The organism is Pseudomonas paraversuta (assembly GCF_904063065.1).
Classification (GTDB): domain Bacteria; phylum Pseudomonadota; class Gammaproteobacteria; order Pseudomonadales; family Pseudomonadaceae; genus Aquipseudomonas; species Aquipseudomonas paraversuta.
Genome location: NZ_CAJFCL010000002.1, coordinates 68,971 through 89,084, shown reverse-complemented (window position 1 = coordinate 89,084; position 20,114 = coordinate 68,971). Strand labels below are relative to the sequence as shown.

The 20,114-nt window shown below is 60.7% G+C and carries 15 protein-coding genes and 1 tRNA gene; 10 read left to right on the top strand and 6 right to left on the bottom strand.

Annotated features, from left to right (window positions below):
- Positions 1-122 precede the first annotated feature (122 nt).
- The 4 genes from JQ845_RS03535 (at position 123) to JQ845_RS03520 (ending at position 2,836) form a co-directional block, all read left to right on the top strand.
- Positions 123-461: a hypothetical protein gene (locus tag JQ845_RS03535; RefSeq protein WP_010656936.1), complete on the top strand. Its 339-nt coding sequence runs from the start codon at positions 123-125 to the stop codon at positions 459-461.
- A gap of 118 nt (positions 462-579) precedes the next feature.
- Complete coding sequence (locus JQ845_RS03530) at positions 580-1,134, top strand: UPF0149 family protein (protein ID WP_127196429.1); 555 nt, start codon at positions 580-582, stop codon at positions 1,132-1,134.
- A gap of 102 nt (positions 1,135-1,236) precedes the next feature.
- Positions 1,237-1,917 carry a hypothetical protein gene (locus JQ845_RS03525; RefSeq protein ID WP_003446253.1) on the top strand — a complete coding sequence of 227 codons (681 nt, stop codon included), beginning with the start codon at positions 1,237-1,239 and terminating at the stop codon, positions 1,915-1,917.
- A 67-nt stretch (positions 1,918-1,984) separates the two neighbouring features.
- On the top strand, positions 1,985-2,836 hold the full coding sequence (locus JQ845_RS03520; RefSeq protein ID WP_003446254.1) for a CAP domain-containing protein: 852 nt from the start codon (positions 1,985-1,987) through the stop codon (positions 2,834-2,836).
- Positions 2,837-2,914: 78 nt separating this feature from the next.
- Here JQ845_RS03520 and mqo read toward each other — a convergent pair whose 3' ends face one another.
- On the bottom strand, positions 2,915-4,561 hold the full coding sequence (gene mqo / locus JQ845_RS03515; protein ID WP_003446255.1) for a malate dehydrogenase (quinone): 1,647 nt from the start codon (positions 4,559-4,561) through the stop codon (positions 2,915-2,917).
- Between the two features lie 1,824 nt (positions 4,562-6,385).
- On the opposite strand from mqo, the gene JQ845_RS03510 reads away from it, so the two are divergent.
- Positions 6,386-6,745 (top strand): hypothetical protein, encoded by a 360-nt coding sequence (locus tag JQ845_RS03510; RefSeq protein ID WP_003446259.1) that lies wholly within the window; start codon positions 6,386-6,388, stop codon positions 6,743-6,745.
- A 6-nt stretch (positions 6,746-6,751) separates the two neighbouring features.
- Here JQ845_RS03510 and yghX read toward each other — a convergent pair whose 3' ends face one another.
- Together yghX and JQ845_RS03500 are read right to left on the bottom strand one after the other, a co-directional pair.
- On the bottom strand, positions 6,752-7,636 hold the full coding sequence (yghX, locus tag JQ845_RS03505; RefSeq protein WP_003446261.1) for a YghX family hydrolase: 885 nt from the start codon (positions 7,634-7,636) through the stop codon (positions 6,752-6,754).
- Between the two features lie 65 nt (positions 7,637-7,701).
- Positions 7,702-9,894 carry a GAF domain-containing protein gene (locus JQ845_RS03500; protein ID WP_161720088.1) on the bottom strand — a complete coding sequence of 731 codons (2,193 nt, stop codon included), beginning with the start codon at positions 9,892-9,894 and terminating at the stop codon, positions 7,702-7,704.
- A 263-nt stretch (positions 9,895-10,157) separates the two neighbouring features.
- Here JQ845_RS03500 and JQ845_RS03495 point away from each other — a divergent pair, with 263 nt between their 5' ends.
- A complete protein-coding gene (locus tag JQ845_RS03495) occupies positions 10,158-10,628 on the top strand; it encodes a hypothetical protein (RefSeq protein ID WP_010657436.1) in 471 nt (156 codons plus the stop codon).
- 5 nt (positions 10,629-10,633) lie between these two features.
- Here JQ845_RS03495 and JQ845_RS03490 read toward each other — a convergent pair whose 3' ends face one another.
- Positions 10,634-12,637 carry a sigma-54-dependent Fis family transcriptional regulator gene (locus JQ845_RS03490; RefSeq protein WP_203008326.1) on the bottom strand — a complete coding sequence of 668 codons (2,004 nt, stop codon included), beginning with the start codon at positions 12,635-12,637 and terminating at the stop codon, positions 10,634-10,636.
- 202 nt (positions 12,638-12,839) lie between these two features.
- Between JQ845_RS03490 and JQ845_RS03485 the strand changes: the two genes are divergently transcribed.
- From JQ845_RS03485 to JQ845_RS03475, 3 genes are all read left to right on the top strand, one after another.
- Complete coding sequence (locus JQ845_RS03485) at positions 12,840-13,847, top strand: Gfo/Idh/MocA family oxidoreductase (protein WP_203008319.1); 1,008 nt, start codon at positions 12,840-12,842, stop codon at positions 13,845-13,847.
- An 11-nt stretch (positions 13,848-13,858) separates the two neighbouring features.
- Positions 13,859-14,653 carry a TIM barrel protein gene (locus JQ845_RS03480; RefSeq protein WP_003446276.1) on the top strand — a complete coding sequence of 265 codons (795 nt, stop codon included), beginning with the start codon at positions 13,859-13,861 and terminating at the stop codon, positions 14,651-14,653.
- Positions 14,654-14,798: 145 nt separating this feature from the next.
- Entirely contained in the window at positions 14,799-15,725 is a 927-nt protein-coding gene (locus JQ845_RS03475) for a sugar ABC transporter substrate-binding protein (RefSeq protein ID WP_010657438.1), read from the top strand.
- A 9-nt stretch (positions 15,726-15,734) separates the two neighbouring features.
- Here the strand turns inward: JQ845_RS03475 and JQ845_RS03470 are convergent, their stop codons facing one another.
- Complete coding sequence (locus JQ845_RS03470) at positions 15,735-16,640, bottom strand: LysR substrate-binding domain-containing protein (RefSeq protein ID WP_029613017.1); 906 nt, start codon at positions 16,638-16,640, stop codon at positions 15,735-15,737.
- A 158-nt stretch (positions 16,641-16,798) separates the two neighbouring features.
- Here JQ845_RS03470 and ydiJ point away from each other — a divergent pair, with 158 nt between their 5' ends.
- Positions 16,799-19,852, top strand: a complete 3,054-nt coding sequence (ydiJ, locus tag JQ845_RS03465) for a D-2-hydroxyglutarate dehydrogenase YdiJ (protein ID WP_203008317.1) — start codon at positions 16,799-16,801, stop codon at positions 19,850-19,852.
- Positions 19,853-20,005: 153 nt separating this feature from the next.
- Here the strand turns inward: ydiJ and JQ845_RS03460 are convergent.
- Positions 20,006-20,081: transfer RNA gene (locus JQ845_RS03460), tRNA-Asn, on the bottom strand.
- Between the last annotated feature and the right edge of the window lie 33 nt (positions 20,082-20,114).

Here is a 20,114-nt window from a genome sequence, read left to right as displayed (position 1 = left end):
GCACCGCCCATGGGCTGTTTGATGGCAAAAAGGCCTTATTTGGTAACAGCACACTGAATTAGCTTGCCATCATCGGCGTAGCACCCTATAAGCGCGTCTTTCAAACCAATTAGAGTCTTAACATGAGCTCCGGATTCACCGAGGACGAAATGCGCAGAGCGCTCGGCCTTGACACTCCTGCCACCCCCGTTGCGCCCCCTGTCGTTGTGAAACCCGAGCCTGTCCCGGTCAAGCCTGCGCTGCTGTCGCCCAAGACACCGACCAAGGAGCCGGTCAAGCGCCGCGGCCCGATGCTGCGCGTCACCCTGCAGGTGAGCAAAGAGTACGACGGAGAAGAAACCCGGTTCGTGCATGATGCCAAGACCCTGAGCCGGTTCGATGCGGAACAGGCCGCCAAAAAAGCCCTGGCCAAAGCCGGGTTTAAATACTTTGTGGTCGAGTCTATTGTTCAGGTTGATTGACTAGTAGACCCAAAGGCAATTGGCTCTGGATTAAAGTCGCGGCAGAAGGCATTCTCCGCGACTTTTTAACGCTCAGCCCTGCGTCCCCAAGATGCGCAACCGGTCAAGGAACCTGCCCATGCAAACTCAACCGCTGAACGACGCCGACTTCGAAATCCTCGACGACATCCTGCTCAAACATGGCGACGACCACTCCGTGCTCAACACCTGCGAGCTGGATGGTTTCTTCACCGCGCTGGTCTCCGGCCCGGCACAGGTCGACATCGCTGACTGGTTCCCGGCTATCTGGGGCGGCCAGAACCCGAACTGGGAAAACACCGGTGAAGCCAAGCAGTTCATCGAGCTGAGTGTGCGCCACATGAACACGCTGGCCCGCCAACTGGCCGATGGCAGCGAAGTATTCGCCCCCCGCTTCGAACAAACCGAGCATAACGGCCAGCCCGTTACCCTTGCCGAAGAATGGTGCTTTGGCTACTTGCGCGGTGTCGCCGTGGCCAACTGGACACCCTTGCCTGTGGTTCAGGCGCAGCTGCTGCAGGGCATTTCCGAATGTGCCGAACAGGACAACTTCGAGCTGCCGCAGGATCTGGACGTGGCCGCCCATCAGCAACAGGTTGCTGAAATCGAGCCGGCAGCACGTGGCCTGCATGACTTCTGGTTGAGCCAGCGCTAAACCCGCCTGCGCAGTAGCAGCAAGCTTGCTCGCGAGTTGTTGAAGAGCTCGCGAGCAAGCTCGCTCCTGCAGATATATTGCGGCACCCGGAGACAATGATTCATGACCACCCTCACCCACTTCGACACCCCCTGCCCCGAGTCCGTCAACGGCCAGATCCTGCAACTGGTGGTCGACCACCTGACCGACATCAGTGCCATGGAGATTGCCCCGAGCAATCTGCTGTACAGCATCTATCAATATGCAATCGGCTTTGAAGTCCATCTGTACCTGGAAGCACTCGGCGGTGGCAAAGGGATAGCCGTTGAGCTGATAGTCGCCACCGATGACCAGGACCCGGAAAAAGTCACCGGTTTCGTGCTGTACCTGCCGGTCAAGGATGACCCGCAAGCCTGCGGCATCGCTTACATGGCAGAGCTGGCCAGTCATCGACACCTGGGAGTGACTCAGGCAATGGTCCGGGAAGTGGTGCGCCGCTACCCCCATTGCGAATTGACCTGCAGCGTGAGCAAGGTCGCGGCTTTTGAACAGTCAGGGTTTCAGGTGCTGGGCACCCGCGGCCCGCAAGTACTGATGAACACCCGCGACCACAGCACTGATGGCCTGATGGGTGTGCTCGACGTGGCCGCCGTCTATAACTCGACCGAAGTGCGGCAGATCCATACCTATCTGCTGCAACGCAACGGCAAAAAAGCCATGCTCGACGCCGAGAAAAAGCGCGACCGCCAGATCGATCAACTGAGCGCCAGGGCCAGGGCTTTTGTGGCACAGGTAAAAGGCTGATAAAGCGATTGCCCCTGCCGGGGTGAAATAACGCATCATGGGCGCACTCCGGACAGAGGAAACCTTTATGCGTGTTCATTTCACCCTGACCCGTTTTGCCGCCCTGGCCCTGGGGCTGGTATTGAGCGGCACGGCTGCAGCCAGCGAAGAGTCGCAACTGGTGGACGCGATCAACGCCTACCGTAGCCAGATCCAGCCCTGTGCAGGCCAGGCCTCGCAAGAGCTGCCGCCATTGGCCGCGGATACCCGCCTGATACTGCCACCCACCCGCTTTGGTGATCTGCAGGAAGCCCTCGGGCGGGCGGCCTACCCCATGGTTAACGTGCAGGCGATCAATCTCTCCGGGCCACGTGATGCCCAGGCCGCCATGCAGGCCGTCCAGGAAAGCTTCTGCAAAGTGGTGCTGGACCCGCAATTTGTCGATATCGGCGTCAGCCATAACGAGCGCGACTGGCGCATCGTGCTGGCGCGCCCCTTGTTGACCGGGCGCCTGGGCGACGCGCAAGCCGAAGGCCAGAAGGTGCTTGAGCTGATCAACAGCGCCCGTACCCAGCCCCGCCAGTGCGGCACCCAGGCCTTCAGTCCCACGACACCCGTCACCTGGAACGCGACACTGGCCACAGCTGCCCAAACCCATACCCGGGACATGGCCAATAACAACTACTTCGATCACAAGGACCGCACCGGCGGCACGCCGGGGGATCGCGCCGAGATGGCGGGCTATATAGGTCAGCAAATCGGCGAGAATATTGCCGCTGGCCTGGACACACCGCGCAAGGTGGTCGATGGCTGGCTGGCCAGTCCCGGGCATTGTGCCAATGTGATGAATCCGCAGTTCCGCGAATTGGGTGCCGCTTACGCGGTAGACCCGAAAAGTGACGCAGGGATTTACTGGACCGCGTTGTTCGGTACGCAGTGAGCTGAGCGAGGGGGATGTTGCGAGGGGTGATACGAAGAAAACAGCCCCGCCCGACCTGCGTCGGGCGGGGCTGATTTTTTACAGCGCCATGTCGGCCGCTGGATTGCTCGGCGCAGGCTTGGCCTGTGCGTCAGCAGGAGTTGCAGTGTGCGTTGCAGCCGGGATTGCCGGCGGCGGAGTCAGTTGCAGGACTTCGGCGGTGTAGGCCCATTCCTTGGCAACGCGATCCGGATCGCCATTGAGCTTGGTGCCATAGCTCGGCACGATCTGGTGCAGCTTGGCTTGCCACTCAGGGCTCGCAACCTTGTCCTTGAACACGGTTTCAAGCACGGTCAGCATGATTGGCGCGGCGGTCGATGCACCAGGCGAAGCGCCCAGCAGACCGGCGATGCTGCCATCTTTGGCGCTGACAATTTCGGTACCCAGTTTCAGCACGCCGCCCTTCTCTTCATCACGCTTGATGATCTGAACGCGCTGGCCGGCCTGCCACAGGCGCCAGTCTTCAGACTTGGCATCCGGGAAGTACTCTTTCAACGCATTGAAGCGGTCTTCGTCCGACAGCATCAGCTGACCGGCCAGGTATTCAACCAGCGGGTATTGTTCGATACCGACTTTGGTCATTGGCCAGATGTTGTGGGTGGTGGTGCTGGTCAGCAGGTCCAGGTACGAACCTTCTTTGAGGAACTTGGTGGAGAAGGTAGCGAACGGGCCAAACAGAATGACGCGCTTGCCATCCAGCACGCGGGTGTCCAGGTGCGGAACCGACATCGGTGGCGCGCCTACCGAAGCCTTACCGTAAGCCTTGGCCAAATGCTGCTGGGCAACAGTCGGGTTATCGGTCACCAGGAACGAGCCGCCAACCGGGAAGCCTGCGTATTCCTGGGCTTCAGGAATGCCGGACTTCTGCAGCAGGTGCAGTGCACCGCCGCCTGCGCCGATAAATACAAACTTGGCGTCGGTGGCAGTTTCAGAACCGTCTTTCAGATTTTTGTAAACCACATGCCAGGTGCCATCAGCGTTGCGGGTGATGTCCTTGACTTCACTCGACAGCTTCAGCGAGAAGTTGGGCTTGGTTTGCAGGTAAGCCGCGAACTGACGCGTGATTTCGCCGAAGTTGACGTCGGTACCCAGTGGAGACCAGGTGGCCGCGATTTTCTGGTTCGGGTCACGCCCTTCCATCATCAGCGGAACCCACTTCTTGATCTGAACCGGGTCTTCGGAGTACTGCATGCCGGCGAACAGAGGGCTCGCCTGCAGTGCTTCGTAGCGCTTCTTCAAGAACTTGATGTTGTCATCGCCCCACACAAAGCTCATGTGCGGAGTGGAGTTGATGAACGAACGCGGATCTTTCAGTACGCCGTTCTTGACCTGCCAGGACCAGAACTGACGCGATACCTGGAAGGCTTCATTGATTTCAATGGCCTTCGGGATTTCGACGTTACCGTTCTTGTCTTCCGGGGTGTAGTTCAGCTCGGCCAAAGCCGAGTGACCGGTACCCGCGTTGTTCCAGCCATTGGAGCTTTCAAGGGCAACGCCATCGAGACGTTCAACCATCTCCATGGACATGCCGGGTTCCAGCTCATTGAGCCAGACACCCAGAGTTGCGCTCATGATGCCGCCGCCGATCAGCAGAACATCCACCTGTTTGGTCTCGGCAGCCTGCACGGACGTAAGTCCCATGGTCAGCGCCAGGCCCAGTAGCCCCTTATTCATTTTTTTAAACATTTTTGGTACCTAAGATAAAACGCCATCTACCCGGCACGCGGTTCATGACAGAGCTCGACCCGGTGCAGGCATGTGGCCTGCAATCGAACCGGTCTTCAAGCCTTGAACGGGTAGAGTTATAAGGCCTATGTACACTATAGACCTCACTTTTATGTACCTTGGGCGCTGATCTCTTATTGATTTTGGCTTCAGCTACTTGGGTGACATTCATGCTTGCAACTTATGCGATCCCTTTGCTCTGCGACCTGCCCGCAGCTCCTTCCGGGGAGCCTGCGTGGACCTTGTAGCCCGGGGCGGCCAGTCTGAAGCCGCGACATTCTACCTCAGGTGGCACTTTGGACGAAAACCGATATTTCAGCGCTGCGCCAGTACCCGAATCGCCGGCAAGCCGGCTCCCACAACAAATGCCTCAAACCTGTGGGAGCGGGCTTGCCCGCGATGATTTCAACGCTGCGCCAGTACCCGAATCGCCGGCAAGCCGGCTCCCACAACAGCTGCCTCAAACCTGTGGCAGCGGGCTTGCCCGCGATGATTTCAGCGCTGCGCCAGTACCCAATCGCCGGCAAGCCGGCTCCCACAACAAATGCATCAAACCTGTGGGAGCGGGCTTGCCCGCGATGATTTCAACGCTGCACCAGCGCCCCCATCGCCGGCAAGCCGGCTCCCACAACAACTGCCGCAAACCTGTGGGAGCGGGCTTGCCCGCGATGATTTCAACGCTGCACCAGCGCCCCCATCGCCGGCAAGCCGGCTCCCACAACAACTGCCTCAATCCTGTGGCAGCGGGCTTGCCCGCGATGATTTCAGCGCTGCGCCAATGCCCGAATCGCCGGCAAGCCGGCTCCCACAACAAATGCCTCAAACCTGTGGGAGCGGGCTTGCCCGCGATGATTTCAACGCTGCGCCAGTACCCGAATCGCCGGCAAGCCGGCTCCCACAACAGCTGCCTCAAACCTGTGGCAGCGGGCTTGCCCGCGATGATTTCAGCGCTGCGCCAGTACCCAATCGCCGGCAAGCCGGCTCCCACAACAAATGCATCAAACCTGTGGGAGCGGGCTTGCCCGCGATGATTTCAACGCTGCACCAGCGCCCCCATCGCCGGCAAGCCGGCTCCCACAACAACTGCCGCAAACCTGTGGGAGCGGGCTTGCCCGCGATGATTTCAACGCTGCACCAGCGCCCCCATCGCCGGCAAGCCGGCTCCCACAACAACTGCCTCAATCCTGTGGCAGCGGGCTTGCCCGCGATGATTTCAGCGCTGCGCCAGTGCCCGTATCGCCGGCAAGCCGGCTCCCACAACAAATGCATCAAACCTGTGGGAGCGGGCTTGCCCGCGATGATTTCAGCGCTGCGCCAGCGCCCCCATCGCCGGCAAGCCGGCTCCCACAACAACTGCATCAAACCTGTGGGAGCGGGCTTGCCCGCGATGATTTCAGCGCTGCGCCAGTACCCAATCGCCGGCAAGCCGGCTCCCACAACAAATGCATCAAACCTGTGGGAGCGGGCTTGCCCGCGATGATTTCAGCGCTGCGCCAGTACCCAATCGCCGGCAAGCCGGCTCCCACAACAAATGCATCAAACCTGTGGGAGCGGGCTTGCCCGCGATGATTTCAGCGCTGCGCCAGTACCCAATCGCCGGCAAGCCGGCTCCCACAACAAATGCATCAAACCTGTGGGAGCGGGCTTGCCCGCGATGATTTCAACGCTGCGCCAATGCCCGAATCGCCGGCAAGCCGGCTCCCACAACAACTGCCTCAACCAGACCCAAAACTCCAAACTCACGTATGATTGGCCCTTTGCCCCGCCCGCCAACAGGATTCACCCATGTCTTTAAGCAAAGCCAACCAGGCCAAAATTGAACGCCGCCTGGTTAAAGCCCTGACCATTGCCTGTGAAAAGGCGAAAAATGAAATCCCGGGGTTTGTCTGGCTAACCCACACCGTCAACTATGAGGCCTTCCCTGCCAGCCTGAAGATAGTCTGGGTGTTCGATACCAAGGACAGCAAAGACTTTGCCCTGGCCGATGGCGAGGCGCACTTCATGGTCGAGTTGACCGACAAGGCCCTGGCTGACGCCGATGTGCGGGTGCGCAACGCCGCCACCCACGTGTATTACGATTCCGAAGAAGAATGCCAGCGGGCCTGTGGCGGCAATTGGCCAAAACGCCTGTCGAACAAAGGCTGAGGCCGGTTACGACAGGTACTTGCCAAACCAGTCCAGGGTTCTGCTCCACGCCAGCGTAGCGGCTGCTTCATCGTAGCGAGGCGTGGAGTCATTATGAAAACCGTGGTTTACATTCGGGTAGATAAACGCCTCGTAGACTTTCCCGTTGGCCTTTAAAGCCTGTTCATAGGCCGGCCAGCCCTCGTTGATGCGCGTATCCAGCCCGGCGTAATGCAGCATGACGGGAGCCTTGATCCGGCTCACTTCATTGGCGCCAGGCTGACGCCCGTAAAAGGACACCGCTGCCCCCAGCTCCGGATACGCCACCGCCGCCGCATTGGCCACCCCGCCCCCATAACAGAATCCTGTGATCCCGACTTTTCCGGTACCGGCATCGTGCTGCATCAACCATTCAATGGCGGCGAAAAAGTCATTCATCAGCTTTTCCGGGTCCACCGTCTGCTGCAGCGCCAGACCTTTTTCGTCGTTGCCGGGATAGCCCCCCACCGACGACAGGCCGTCTGGAGCCAGGGCGATAAAACCCTGCTTGGCCAGCCGCCGCGCAACATCCTCGATATAGGGGTTGAGCCCGCGATTTTCGTGAACCACTACCACCGCGGGCAACTTGCCCTGCGCCTTGGCTGGACGTACCAGATAACCGCGCACCTGCCCGTGCCCCTTGGGCGAGGGATACGTGATGTACTCGGCCAGGATGTCCGGATCGGTGAAAGCCACCTGCTCGGCAAGGGCATAATCGGGGCTGAGTGCGTTCAGTATCGAGAGTGCTGACACGCCTGCGCAAATGACCGCCGCCCGATCCAGAAACTGGCGCCGGTTGATTTTACCGTGGGCGTAATAGTCATAGAGTTCAAGCAATTCAGGAGCAAAGTCTTTAGCAGTGAGACGGGGCATCTGTGCGCTTCCTTTTGAACCTGGTTGAACGTGCATGAGCAAGCGCATCAACCCTGCGCCGGCAGTTATTTTTTTCTGATGGCCTTGAGCAAAATACGGGAAACCTGATCCGCCGAATACGGCTTGGCTAAAAACTCAACGCCCTCGCAAGCACTGCGGGCCAACTCATCACTGTAGCCCGAGGCCAGAATCACAGGCAGTTCGGCGCGCCGCAGACGCAGCTCCCGGGCCAGCGCCACCCCGCTCATGCCGGGCATGACCACGTCCGAAAAAATGGCATCGAACGCCATTGCGTCCGGTCCCACCATCAACAATGCCTCTTGCCCATTGGCCGCCCATGCGGTTTCGTAGCCCAGATCCTGGAGGATCTGATTGGCAAAACGCCCCACTTCAAGATTGTCTTCTACGATCAGCACCCGGTATTTACCCTCCTCTGCGGATGGCTCGCCCCACTGCTGGCCATCGGCAGGCAGCTCATCGACCCCGCTCCCGTCGACCTGGGGCAGATACAGGGTGAACCGCGCGCCCTGGCCGGCAATACTGGACACATCAACGTTGCCGCCTGACTGCTTGGCAAAACCGAAAACCTGGGACAGCCCCAGCCCGGTACCCTTGCCCACCTCCTTGGTGGTAAAAAACGGCTCGAAAATATGCTCCAGCACCCGGGCGTCAATCCCGCCACCGGTGTCCTGCAAGGAAATGGCGGTGAAGCTGCCCCGGGATCCGGCATGGCCACGGATTGGCGGCAACGCAACATTGTGGTCCAGACGAAGTGTCAGGCTGCCCTGGCCTTCCATCGCATCGCGGGCGTTCAAGGCAATGTTGATCAGCGCGGTTTCAAACTGGCTGGAGTCGGCACGGATGTAATACGCCTGCTCGGGCAACTGGACATTCACTTGAATACGCGCCCCCGTGAGCGTATTCAGCATGTCGCCAATATCCTGGATCCGCTGCCCGACATTGAACACCTGCGGGTTCAGCGGCTGGCGCCGGGCGAAAGCCAGCAGCTGGCTGGTGAGCTTGCTGGCACGCTCGACGGTGTCGGAGACCGCACTCATGTAACGCTCCCGGCGTTCGTCCGAGAGGTTGGGCATGCGCAGAAAGTCCACCGAGGAACGAATAATGGTCAGCAAGTTGTTGAAGTCATGGGCCACACCGCCGGTGAGCTGGCCGATGGCTTCGAGCTTTTGCGACTGACGCAGGGCCGCTTCGGCAACCAGCAGACGCGCGCTGCGCTCCTGTACCCGCTCCTCCAGGGTCAGGTTCAAGTGCTCCAGTGCGGCCAGCCCCTCACGCACAGCAGCATCGGCCCGGGCACGCTCAATATGGGCCCAGGAACGCTCGGCCACCTCACCCAGCAAAGCCAGCTCGTAAGGTGACCAGGTACGTGGCGCCTTGTCGTGAATGGCCATCAGGGCCGTCAGCTTGCCGCCCTTGATCAGCGGCAGGCACAGGGCGGAGACAATCCCGAACGCACGGAAAGTGGCTGCAACCCCGGGGGCCAGATCACTTGCAATATCATTGATCACCAGCGGCTGGCCGGCGCGAAGGCTGGCCAGCGGCCCCTCCCCGAAATCACCCAGGCGGTATTGACCGAACAGGCTGGTAGCGTCTTCGACGAGCCAGTTGTCACGAATGAAAAAGCCGTCTTCATCGTCCTCCATGTCCGCATAGGCGCAATGGGTGACCTTCAGATATCCGGCCAGTGTTCCCATGGTGGCCTGCATGATTTCCCGGGGGTCGCTGGTCTCGGTCACGGCACTGCCGATGGCATCCAGCACCGCCAGGCGCTGGGTCATAAGAACCGTGGCTGTGGTTTCAGTCACCGTGTTGAGCATCCCCACCACCTGGCCGAACTGATCGCGGATCGGGCTGTAGCAGAAGGTGAAGTACGCCAGCTCGGGCCGGACGCTGCGCTGAATCACCAGGGGAAAGTTTTCGATATAGGTGGCCTGCCCGGCAAATGCGTCATCGGCGATGCCACTGATTTCGCTCCAGGCCTCTTTCCAGACATCACTGAAGGGCCGCCCCAAGGCTTCAGGCTTGGTCCCGAGAATGGGCACAAACCCATCGTTGTAGAGGGTGATTAAATCCTCTCCCCAGACAATCGACTGCGGAAAGTGCGAGGCCAGCACCAGCGCCACGGTGGTTTTCAATACATCCGGCCACCCATCGAGGGGGCCAAGAGAGGTACTGGCCCAGTCATGATTTCTGATCTTTTGGGCCATTACACCGTCGTGCTGGAGCCAGTCAGCCATTGCGCTCTAATCCTGTTTACCACTGGTTGCCGGAAAGGCACCGCCAATTATGGGGCAGGCCATCAGGCCAGTAGACATATTTTGAAAATACTTGGTTCCACCCTGCACACCTAATGAATGCGCCGCGTCCCTGCCTGTCCGGCTCCGGGCGAACGGGCGCCATGACTTTACCGCTGTCACCGCACCGGCCGCACAGCTACCATCCCCGCCGCGCAGGTCTGATGAGGCGCGAACACACAACCTGAATCAGGAGGGAGTAAACGGTGAAAATTGCACTTGTACTGCTGTTGAGCGCGCTGTCCATGCCGGCTTTTGCCGCCAACATCGGTGATCACCTGACACCCTGGACTCTGCAAGACCAGCATGATCAACCCTATACCCTGGATGCCCAGACCCGCGTGCTCCTGGTGGCGCGCAACATGGACGGTTCCAAGCTGGTGAAAGCCGCGCTGGAAAACCAGCCAAAGGGCTACCTGCAAGCCCGCGATGTTGCCTTCCTTGCAGATGTACAACGCATGCCATCGTTGATCGGCAAATTCATCGCCATCCCGGCCATGCGTGACTACAACTACCGCGTGATACTGGATCGCGATGGCAGTATTGCCGCCAACTACCCTGGCGCCGAAGACAAGGTGCTCTGGATGCAACTGGACAACGGCACCCTGGTCGCACAGCAGGAGTTTGCCGATGCCGATGCGCTGCGCGCAGCCCTGGAACAACTGCCGGCCCGTTGAAGGGGCTAATCGGCCCCCGGGCGATAGGCGTCGACGCTGAGCCCGAAGCGCTTGATCTTGTTGTACAGGCCTGCGCGGGACACCTGTAACTGCTGCGCGGCCAGGCGGATATTGCCTTTTGTATCTCGCAGCGCCGCGCAGATCGCATTCGCTTCCACGGCCCCCAAACCCGGCCCGGCGCCAGGCTCGGGCACATCTTCCAGCGCGGCCCGCGGTTGCCCCTGAACGATGTCCAGTGGCAGGTCGCCCACCTCGATGTGCGCGGTTGCGGCCAGATTGGTGGCGCGTTCGATCACGTTTTCCAGCTCCCGGACATTTCCCGGCCAGCTATGGGCCGTCAACATGGCCAGAGCCTGCGGGGATATGCCCAGCACCGCCTTGCGCAGTGAACGGGCGCAACGGCCGAGGAAATGCCGGGCCAGCAGCGCAATGTCTTCACGGCGCATGCGCAATGGCGGAACCGTCAGGTTGAGCACATTCAGGCGGTAATACAGATCCTCGCGAAAAGCTCCATCAGCCACGGCCTGACTCAGGTTGCGGTGGGTGGCGGCAATAATCCGCACATCCACCCGTTGCGACTTCTTGGCCCCCACCCGCGTCACTTCACCCTCCTGCAGCACCCGCAACAGGCTGACCTGGGCATCGAAGGACATATCGCCGATTTCATCCAGAAAAATGGTGCCGCCATCGGCCAGTTCGAACTTCCCCGCCGAGCCTCCACGCGCCGAGCCGGTAAAGGCCCCTTCGACATGACCGAAGAGTTCGCTTTGCACCAGATCACGGGGGATGGCGCCGCAATTGACCGCCACGAAGGCGCCACTGGCCCGCTCGCTGGCATTGTGGATAGCCTGGGCGAAGAGTTCTTTGCCGGTGCCGCTTTCGCCCAGAATCAGCGTGGTTGAATCGCTGCGGCTGGCAATCCGCCCCAGATGCAAAGCATCTTCAATAGCCCGGGACTGCCCCTCAATGGTGTCAAAGGTATAGGTCGCCTGGGTGCCGATGATGCGCCGGGTGATTTCACGAATTCGTCGGTGCTCGCGCAGCGACACAATGCGTCCGCCCTGCTCCAGGGAACACACCGAGACCAGACAGGCCAGGTGGCTGCGATCAGGCAGTACAAAGGTGCAATCCAGATCGCGCAGGCTTTCCCCTGAGTGGAGCAAAATCTCATCCGTCAGCTCGCTTTGCCCCAGCTTGCGGAACGGGCAACCCAGCACATCCAGCCCGACGCGGAACAATTGCCGGCCATAGCGGTTGATGGCCTTGATCCGACCTTGACCGTCCAGCACCACCAGCCCCTCGTTGAGTACCTCGAGCACCGCCTGTTGCTGCTCCAGCAGTTCCTGCAGCGCCAACTGCCGCGATACCGCCTCGGCCGCCGCCTGCACCGTGCCCAGGGTGTGAAAGTGGAACCACCCCGGCTCGGCCGTCAGGGTCAGCATGCCCTGGGTCTTGCCCTGGGCATCGCGGATCGGTGCCGCAGCGCAGTGCATGCGGCGCTGGCGCAAAGCCGTGGCAAAATTTTCTTCAGCCAGTACATACACCGGACGGTCCTCGGCGATGGCCAGCCCGGTGCAGTTGGTGCCCTGCACCGTCTCCAGCAGGCGACTGCCGACCGGCGTCAGGTCCAGGCCACAAAAGTGCAAGGTCACGCCCTCGGCATCGGTGAGATTGATGTGCCCGCGGGGGTTGTAGGCCAGCAACCCGGTCATGACCTGTGCTGCGCCGGCAATCAGATGGCGATTGATTTCCAGCCTGGCGGCCAGCACCTGCGGGTCGACAAAACGGTAGGCGCAATCCTGCGGATCTATCCCGCAAGTCAGGCTGCGCTGCCACGAGTCCCAAATCACCTGCCTTACCCCGGCCGGCCGCGCTGCACTGCCACTGAGGCAATCCTGCCAGGCCTGCTGCACCTCAACGATGGGCCCCTCCCCCAGTGAGGCAGGCCCCAGGGCGGTAATGTAATTGAGGTCTTCGGAACTAAACGCCATCAGTTGATCAACCGTCATGTGTGGTCGCTTCCATGTCCATGTTTTAGACATGTCAGCATAGACATGTCTGAAATATGTACATGACTGCTTAAGCATTTAATTTTAAATCGTTATTTTTCAATGACTTGAACATTGGCACAGGCTTTGCTCCTGGGTCTGGTGAGCACCTGCGCTTCCAGCTGCTCAGCCAACCGCGAACAACAATAAAAGGAGTCATTACATGAGCACGCTTAAAACTATCCGCCTGGGCCTCATCGGTGCCGGGCGCATGGGCAGTTTTCATGGTCAGACGGCTGCCCTGCATATTCCGGGCGCACGTCTGGTTGCCATCGCCGACCCGACCCCGGGCCAGGCTGCGCGACTGGCCGAGACACTGGGGGTACAACGGGTCTACAGCGATCCGCAGCAACTGCTGGATGATCCGCAAGTCGACGCCATCCTGATTGCCGCCCCCGCCCGCAGCCACGCCGAACTGGTGATCAGCGCCGCCGAGGCCGGCAAAAGCATTTTTTGCGAAAAACCCATGGCCATCACCCTGGAGGAAGCCGACCGTGCCATCGCTGCTGCCGCCAGGGCCAACGTGACCTTGCAGGTGGGTTTCAACCGCCGTTTTGTCCGGGGCTTTCGTGATGCCCACCTGGATGTACTCGCCGGCCGCATCGGCACTGTGCAATTGCTGCGTTCGCTGACCCGGGACCCCGGCCTGAGCAACCCGGCCGGGGTGCCCCAGTGGACGATATTCCTGGAAACCCTGATTCATGACTTCGACACCCTGCGCTACTTGAACCCCGGTGCCGAAGCGGTCGAAGTCTTCGTGATGGCCGACGCGCTGGTCGCGCCCGCCTACAAAAACAAGGGCCTGCTGGACACCGCAGTGGTGACGATCCGCTTCGACAACGGTGCGATCGCCACCGCCGAGGCCAACTTCCAGGCCGTGTATGGTTATGACGTGCGCGGCGAGGTCTTCGGCAGTGGCGGCATGCTGACCATGGGCAGCATCGCCCGATCGGACAAGGTCGGCTACCTGGGCGACGGGATCCAGATAGAGACCCGGCGCCTCGACACTGAGCTGTTGCGCGATGCCTATATTGCCGAGCTCAATCATTTCGTCGACTGCCTTCGCACGGGCAGCAAACCACTGGCCAGCGGCGAAGACGCCCGCGCCGCGCTGGCCATTGCCCGCGCCTGTATCGAGTCAGTGCAACAGGCCGGACCTGTCCGCCTTTAAGGAGCAACAGCATGGGTTTTATTCCGTTCAAACTGGCGGTGAGTGCCGAAATGGTGTTTCTCGACCTGCCGTTCACCGAACGCGTCAAACGTATTCATGCCCAGGGCTTCAGCGTTGAAATCTGGGACTGGACCAACAAGGACATCGCCGCCCTGATTGCCACCGGCGCCGACTTCACCTCCATGACCGGCTACATCTCGGGCACCCTGACTGAACCCGAAGGCATTCGCCAGTTGCTCGACAGCGCCCGGGAATCACTGGCCGTGGCCGCGCAGCTGAACTGCCCGAGCCTCAACCTGCACGGCACCGGCCTGGGCGACCAGGGCTTGCCGGTCAAGCCGGTCAGCCATACCACTGGCCGCATGTGGCTGAGTGCCTGCAAGACCCTGGAGCAAATTGCCAGGCTGGGGGAAGCGGCCGGCAAGGTGTTCTTGCTGGAAAACCTCAACACACAGGTGGACCACCCCGGCACCCCGTTCGCCCGCGCCGAGGACACCCTGGCGTTGATCGAAGCCGTTGCCAGCCCGCACCTGAAACTGAATCTGGACCTTTACCATGCACAGATCGGCGAAGGAAACCTCATCGAGCTGATCCAGCGCGCGGGGCCGGCCATTGGCGAAATCCAGGTGGCGGATGTTCCGGGGCGCAAGGAACCCGGAACCGGCGAGATCCATTACCCGGCCATCGCCAGAGCCTTGCACGGCATCGGCTACAGCGGCGTGGTGGGACTGGAAGGCTGGGCCTCGGGCGACAGTGAGCTGGCCCTTGAGCGCTTCCGGCAAGCGTTCACCCTGCCCCGCCCGTAGTCGCTGACGAGGAACGAGGCTGCGAGCCGTTGCAATCGATGGATTCAATTACGGCTGCGGCGCCCCCGATCGCAGCCTCACGACTCGTCAACGATTACAGGTTTCAACGTAAAGGCCTGTTCATAACAACAAAAGGAAAACCCCCATGCGCTGCCGCTCTCTTTTTCTTGCCCCGCTGCTATTGCTCGCCAGCTCACTGGCGCTTGCCGATTACCGTATCGGCGTGAGCATCGCCAAGGTCGACGATAACTTCATGACCTATATCCGCAGCGGCCTGCAAGACGCCGCCAGGCGGGAAAACATCCAGATCCAGTTCGTCGACGCCCAGGGCGATGTGGTACGCCAGCTCAATCAGGTGCAGGACTTTCTCAGTCAGCAGGTGGATGCGGTGATAGTGCTGCCGGCCGACACCGGCGGTACCGCACGCATGACCCGGGCGGCCGTCGAAGCGAAGATTCCACTGGTGTATGTCAACCGCCACCCCGACACCAGGGAGCTGCCCGCAGGCGTGGTCACAGTGGCCTCCAATGACATCGAGGCCGGCCAGCTACAGATGCGTTTTCTGGCCGAGAAGCTCGGCGGCAAAGGCAATGTGGTCATCATCAAGGGCGATCTGGCGCAGAACGCCACCCATGATCGTACCGAAGGGGTAAAGCAGGTGCTCAAGGATTATCCCGGGATCAGGATCGTCGAGGAACAAAGTGGCGAATGGACCCGCAACAAAGGGATGGATCTGACCAGTAACTGGTTGCTGGCGGGCATCCCGTTCGATGCCATCATCGCCAACAATGACGAAATGGCCATTGGCGCCGCCATGGCGTTGCAGCAGGCCGGCAAGACCAAGGGCGAGATCCCGGTGGTCGGCATCGACGGGCTGCCCGACGGCCTCGCGGCGATCAAGCGCGGCCAGCTCGCAGCCTCCGTATTCCAGGACCCCAAAGCCCAGTCAAGCAAGGCCGTGGATGTCGCCCTGAAGCTGATCAAGGGCGAGCCCGTCGAGCCTGAAATCTGGGTGCCCTTCAAGCTGATCACCCCGGATCAGGTGGCGCTGTTTGAACAGAACTTCAACTAGGGGGCGCTCTCAATTGTCCGGAAACGGCAGGCTTTGCAGCCATTCACTGAAGGCAATCAGTGACGGCAGGTTCTGGTACCGGTTGGCATAGGCCAGGTAGTAGCTCCTGCCGCTTTCCAGGGGCTCGAACAGTGTCACCAGGGTGCCCGCCCTGATTTCGTCCTGCACCAGCACCCTTGGCACCAGGCCAATACCGATGCCTGCCACTACCGCCTGAATCAGATGCCCCGTCAGCTCGAAACCCGGCCCCGGACGCATCGCCCGATGATCCAGGCCGTGGCGCTCAAACCAGTCCGACCAGGCGTTGGGCCGTGACACCACACTGAGCAGCGAATGACTGGCAGCAAGGTCTGCCGGACTCATCCCGGCGTATTCAGGCAGCGCGGCAGGACTGGCCACCACCACCAGTGTTTCAGTCAGCAGCTTGTGCGAGATAAAGCCCGGCCACGGCCCTGCGCCCGCCACGATGATCGCGTTCATCTCGCCCGCAGCGCTGGCCAGGTCGGCGTGCATGATGCGCGAATGGATATGCACCACGATCTCGGGGTGCCGGGTGTAGAAGTCATTCATGCGCGGCAGCAACCACTTCGAACCGAACGTGGGCAGAACCGCCAGGTGCAGTGTCCCGCCCCGGGAGCTGAAGGCAATGGTCTGCAGCGTCGCGCTACGGATTCGCCCCAGCGCCGCTGCCAGCTCATGTTGATACAGGGCTCCGGCAGCCGTCAGCTCGATACGCCGCCCTTCGCGATGGAACAGCTCGACCCCGAGCAAAGCCTCCAGTGCCTGCACCTGGCGGCTGACAGCACTTTGGGTCAGTGACAGTTCATCCGCTGCCTTGGTGAAACTGCAATGCCTGGCCGCTGCTTCGAAAGCCACCAGTACCGACATCGAGGGGGTGAGGCGCCTCGGATTCATTCATAAACCTCATGCAAATGCTGCGTGTTTTACGTTTGTCTGCCCAGGTCGTAGCCCTGACAATGGGGTTATACCCAATTTCGCTCTAAGCCCGACTGACAAACGAGCATACGTTAAGCGAATACAGAAACGAATTCACTCAGCAGGAAACGCCGTCAATGATCGCCCGCCTCGCCCCCACGAACAGCCCGCAAGACATCTACCAGGCTTTTGTGCAGCAACTGAAAAACGAAGGGTTCGAAGGCGAGATCGCCAGCGATCATGGTTCACGCACGGTGCTGGCCACCGACAATTCAATCTATCAACGTCTGCCCCGGGCCGCCGTGTTTCCAAAGCATGACGCTGACGTCGGGCGAGTGGCCAGACTCGCAGCCCAGCCCCGGTTCCGCTCGGTGGTACTGACGGCCCGCGGAGGCGGCACCGGCACCAACGGCCAGTCCCTCACCGACGGCGTGATTGTCGACCTCTCAAGGCACATGAACCGGATTCTCGAGATCAACGTTGAGGAGCGCTGGGTGCGGGTACAAAGCGGCGTGGTCAAAGATCAGCTGAACGCTGCGCTCAAGCCCCACGGCCTGTTCTTTGCCCCCGAGCTGTCCACCTCGAACCGGGCCACCATTGGCGGAATGATCAATACCGATGCCAGCGGCCAGGGCAGCTGCACCTATGGCAAAACCCGCGACCACGTATTGGCGCTTTCCACCATCCTGCTGGGCGGCAACAGGCTCGACAGCCAGGCCGTGGAGGCCGGCCATGCCCGGCAGCAAGCCAGCCGCCAGGACATGATCGGCGAGGTCTATCGCTGCACCCAGGAGATTGCCGACAACCAGCAACAGCTGATCCAGGACATCTTTCCCAAGCTCAATCGCTGCCTCACCGGCTACGACCTGGCCCACCTGCGCGAACCCGATGGCCGCTTCAATCTCAACAGCGTGCTGTGCGGTTCCGAGGGCAGCCTGGGGTTCATTGTCGAGGCCCGGCTCAATGTGCTGCCGATCCCCCGCCATAGCATTCTGGTCAACGTGGGCTACGCCGGTTTCATGGACGCGTTGCGCGATGCCAAGGCACTGATGGCGCTCAAGCCGCTGTCGATCGAGACCGTGGATTCAAAAGTACTGATGCTCGCGATGCAGGACATCGTCTGGCACGGCGTGGCTGAATATTTCCCCCAGGACCCCGCCCGCCCCACCCTGGGCATCAACCTGATCGAATTCAGCGACGATGACCTGCAGCGCCTGGAGCAGCGCGTGCATGACTTCACCCGGCACCTGAAGTCCGACACCAGCGTCAGCCGTCTGGGCCATACCCTGGCCGTCGGCAGCGAGGCGGTGAAGCGTGTCTACAGCATGCGCAAACGCTCAGTGGGGCTACTGGGCAATGTCCAGGGCGAAGCCAGGCCCCAGCCATTTGTCGAAGACACCGCCGTGCCACCGGAGAATCTGGCGGACTACATCGCCGAGTTTCGCGACCTGCTCGATAGCCACGGCCTCGAATACGGGATGTTCGGTCATGTGGATGCCGGCGTCCTGCACGTCAGGCCGATCCTTGATATGAAAGACCCGCAGCAGGCGGCACTGATCCGCCCGCTTTCGGACGCCGTCGCGGCACTGACGAAAAAGTACGGCGGCCTGCTGTGGGGCGAACACGGCAAAGGCCTGCGCTCTGAATATGTGCCTGAGTTTTTTGCCGGGCTTTACCCCTCGCTCCAGGCCATCAAGGCAGTATTTGACCCGTTCAACCAGTTGAACCCGGGGAAAATTGCCACCCCGGCGACGCTGGCTGCAGCCGCATTGACCCGGGTCGACGAAGTCCCGTTGCGCGGCGACCTCGATCGCCAGATAGATCAACGGGTGTGGCAAAGCTATCAGACCGCCGTTCAGTGCAATGGCAATGGCGCCTGCTACAACTTCGATCCCGATGACGCCATGTGCCCATCCTGGAAAGCCACCCGCAACCGCATCCACTCACCCAAGGGCCGCGCCTCCCTGATACGCGAATGGTTGCGCCTGCAAGGGGCCCAGGGCGTGGACGTACTGGGCAATCAAGCGCCAGCTTCGGCCCTCGGGCACTGGCTTGGCAAAGCCCGCAACACCCTCGCCCGACAGTTGGGGCAAAAGGATTTCTCCCACGAAGTCTACGAGGCCATGAGCGGTTGCCTGGCCTGTAAATCCTGCGCCGGACAGTGCCCGGTCAAGGTCAATGTCCCGGACTTCAGGGCGCGCTTTCTTGAGCTTTATCACAGTCGTTACCTGCGCCCGCTCAAGGATTACGTGGTCGGCTCACTGGAGTTCAGCATTCCCGTTATTGCTCGCTTCCCGAGACTGTACAACGCCCTGCTGGGCGCCAGGCCGGTCAAGTGGATGTTTGAACATGGGGTCGGCATGGTCGATAGCCCGCTGCTGAGCCTGATGAACTTCGAGCAGCTGTGCGCCACATGGAAGGTGCAGACGGCGACGGTCAAAACCCTGTCCCGACTGACCCCGCAGCAGCGCAAGCGCAGCGTCATCCTGGTGCAGGATGCATTCACCCGCTACTTCGAGACGCCGCTGGCCGCACAGTGGATAGAGCTGATCGCGCGGCTTGGCTATCAGGTCTACCTCGCGCCGTTCTCGGCCAATGGCAAACCCCTTCAGGTGCAAGGCTTGCTGGGCGCCTTCAAGAAAGCCGCAACCCACAATGCCCGGGGCCTGCTGGCCCTGCAAAACTGCGGCGTGCCGCTGGTGGGACTGGACCCGGCGATGACCCTGGTCTACCGCCAGGAATATGCCAAGACCCTGGATCACGGCACGGTGCCCCAGGTTGCCCTGGCGCAGGAGTGGCTGGTGAGCGCCATGCCGATCCAGCCACCGGCCGCCGCGCAAAAGGTCTTTCACTTCTTGCCCCATTGCACAGAGCGCACCAATGAGCCCGCGAGCATTGATCTGTGGCAAAAGGTATTCGCAGGATGGGGGCTGAGCCTCAAGGTTTTGCCCAGCGGTTGCTGTGGCATGTCCGGCACTTACGGCCATGAAACACGCAACGTCAAAACTTCGCAGATCATCTACTCGCAATCGTGGCAGCCACTGGTAGAACAGCATCACGGCGACGGTACGCTACTGGCGGACGGGTATTCCTGCAGAAGCCAGGTCAAGCGCCAGGACGGCAAAGAATTGCTGCATCCCCTGCAGGCGCTGCTTGGGCATTTGCGTGAGGGCGATCAACCCCCCCGGTAAGCGCCGGCCGGCGATGATCGACGATAAAACCCGTGACTGCTGTTGGACGCGGCGTTTTTCAGATCATCGCCAGGCAGGCCCGCTTCGACCCGGGCCCGGGCAAAAAATCACGGGCAAAAAAAAGCCGCTATCGCTAGCGGCTTTTTTACTATCTGGCTCCACGACCTGGACTCGAACCAGGGACCCAATGATTAACAGTCATTTGCTCTACCAACTGAGCTATCGCGGAATGGCGTCTATCTTACTGATATAAAAAGAGAAG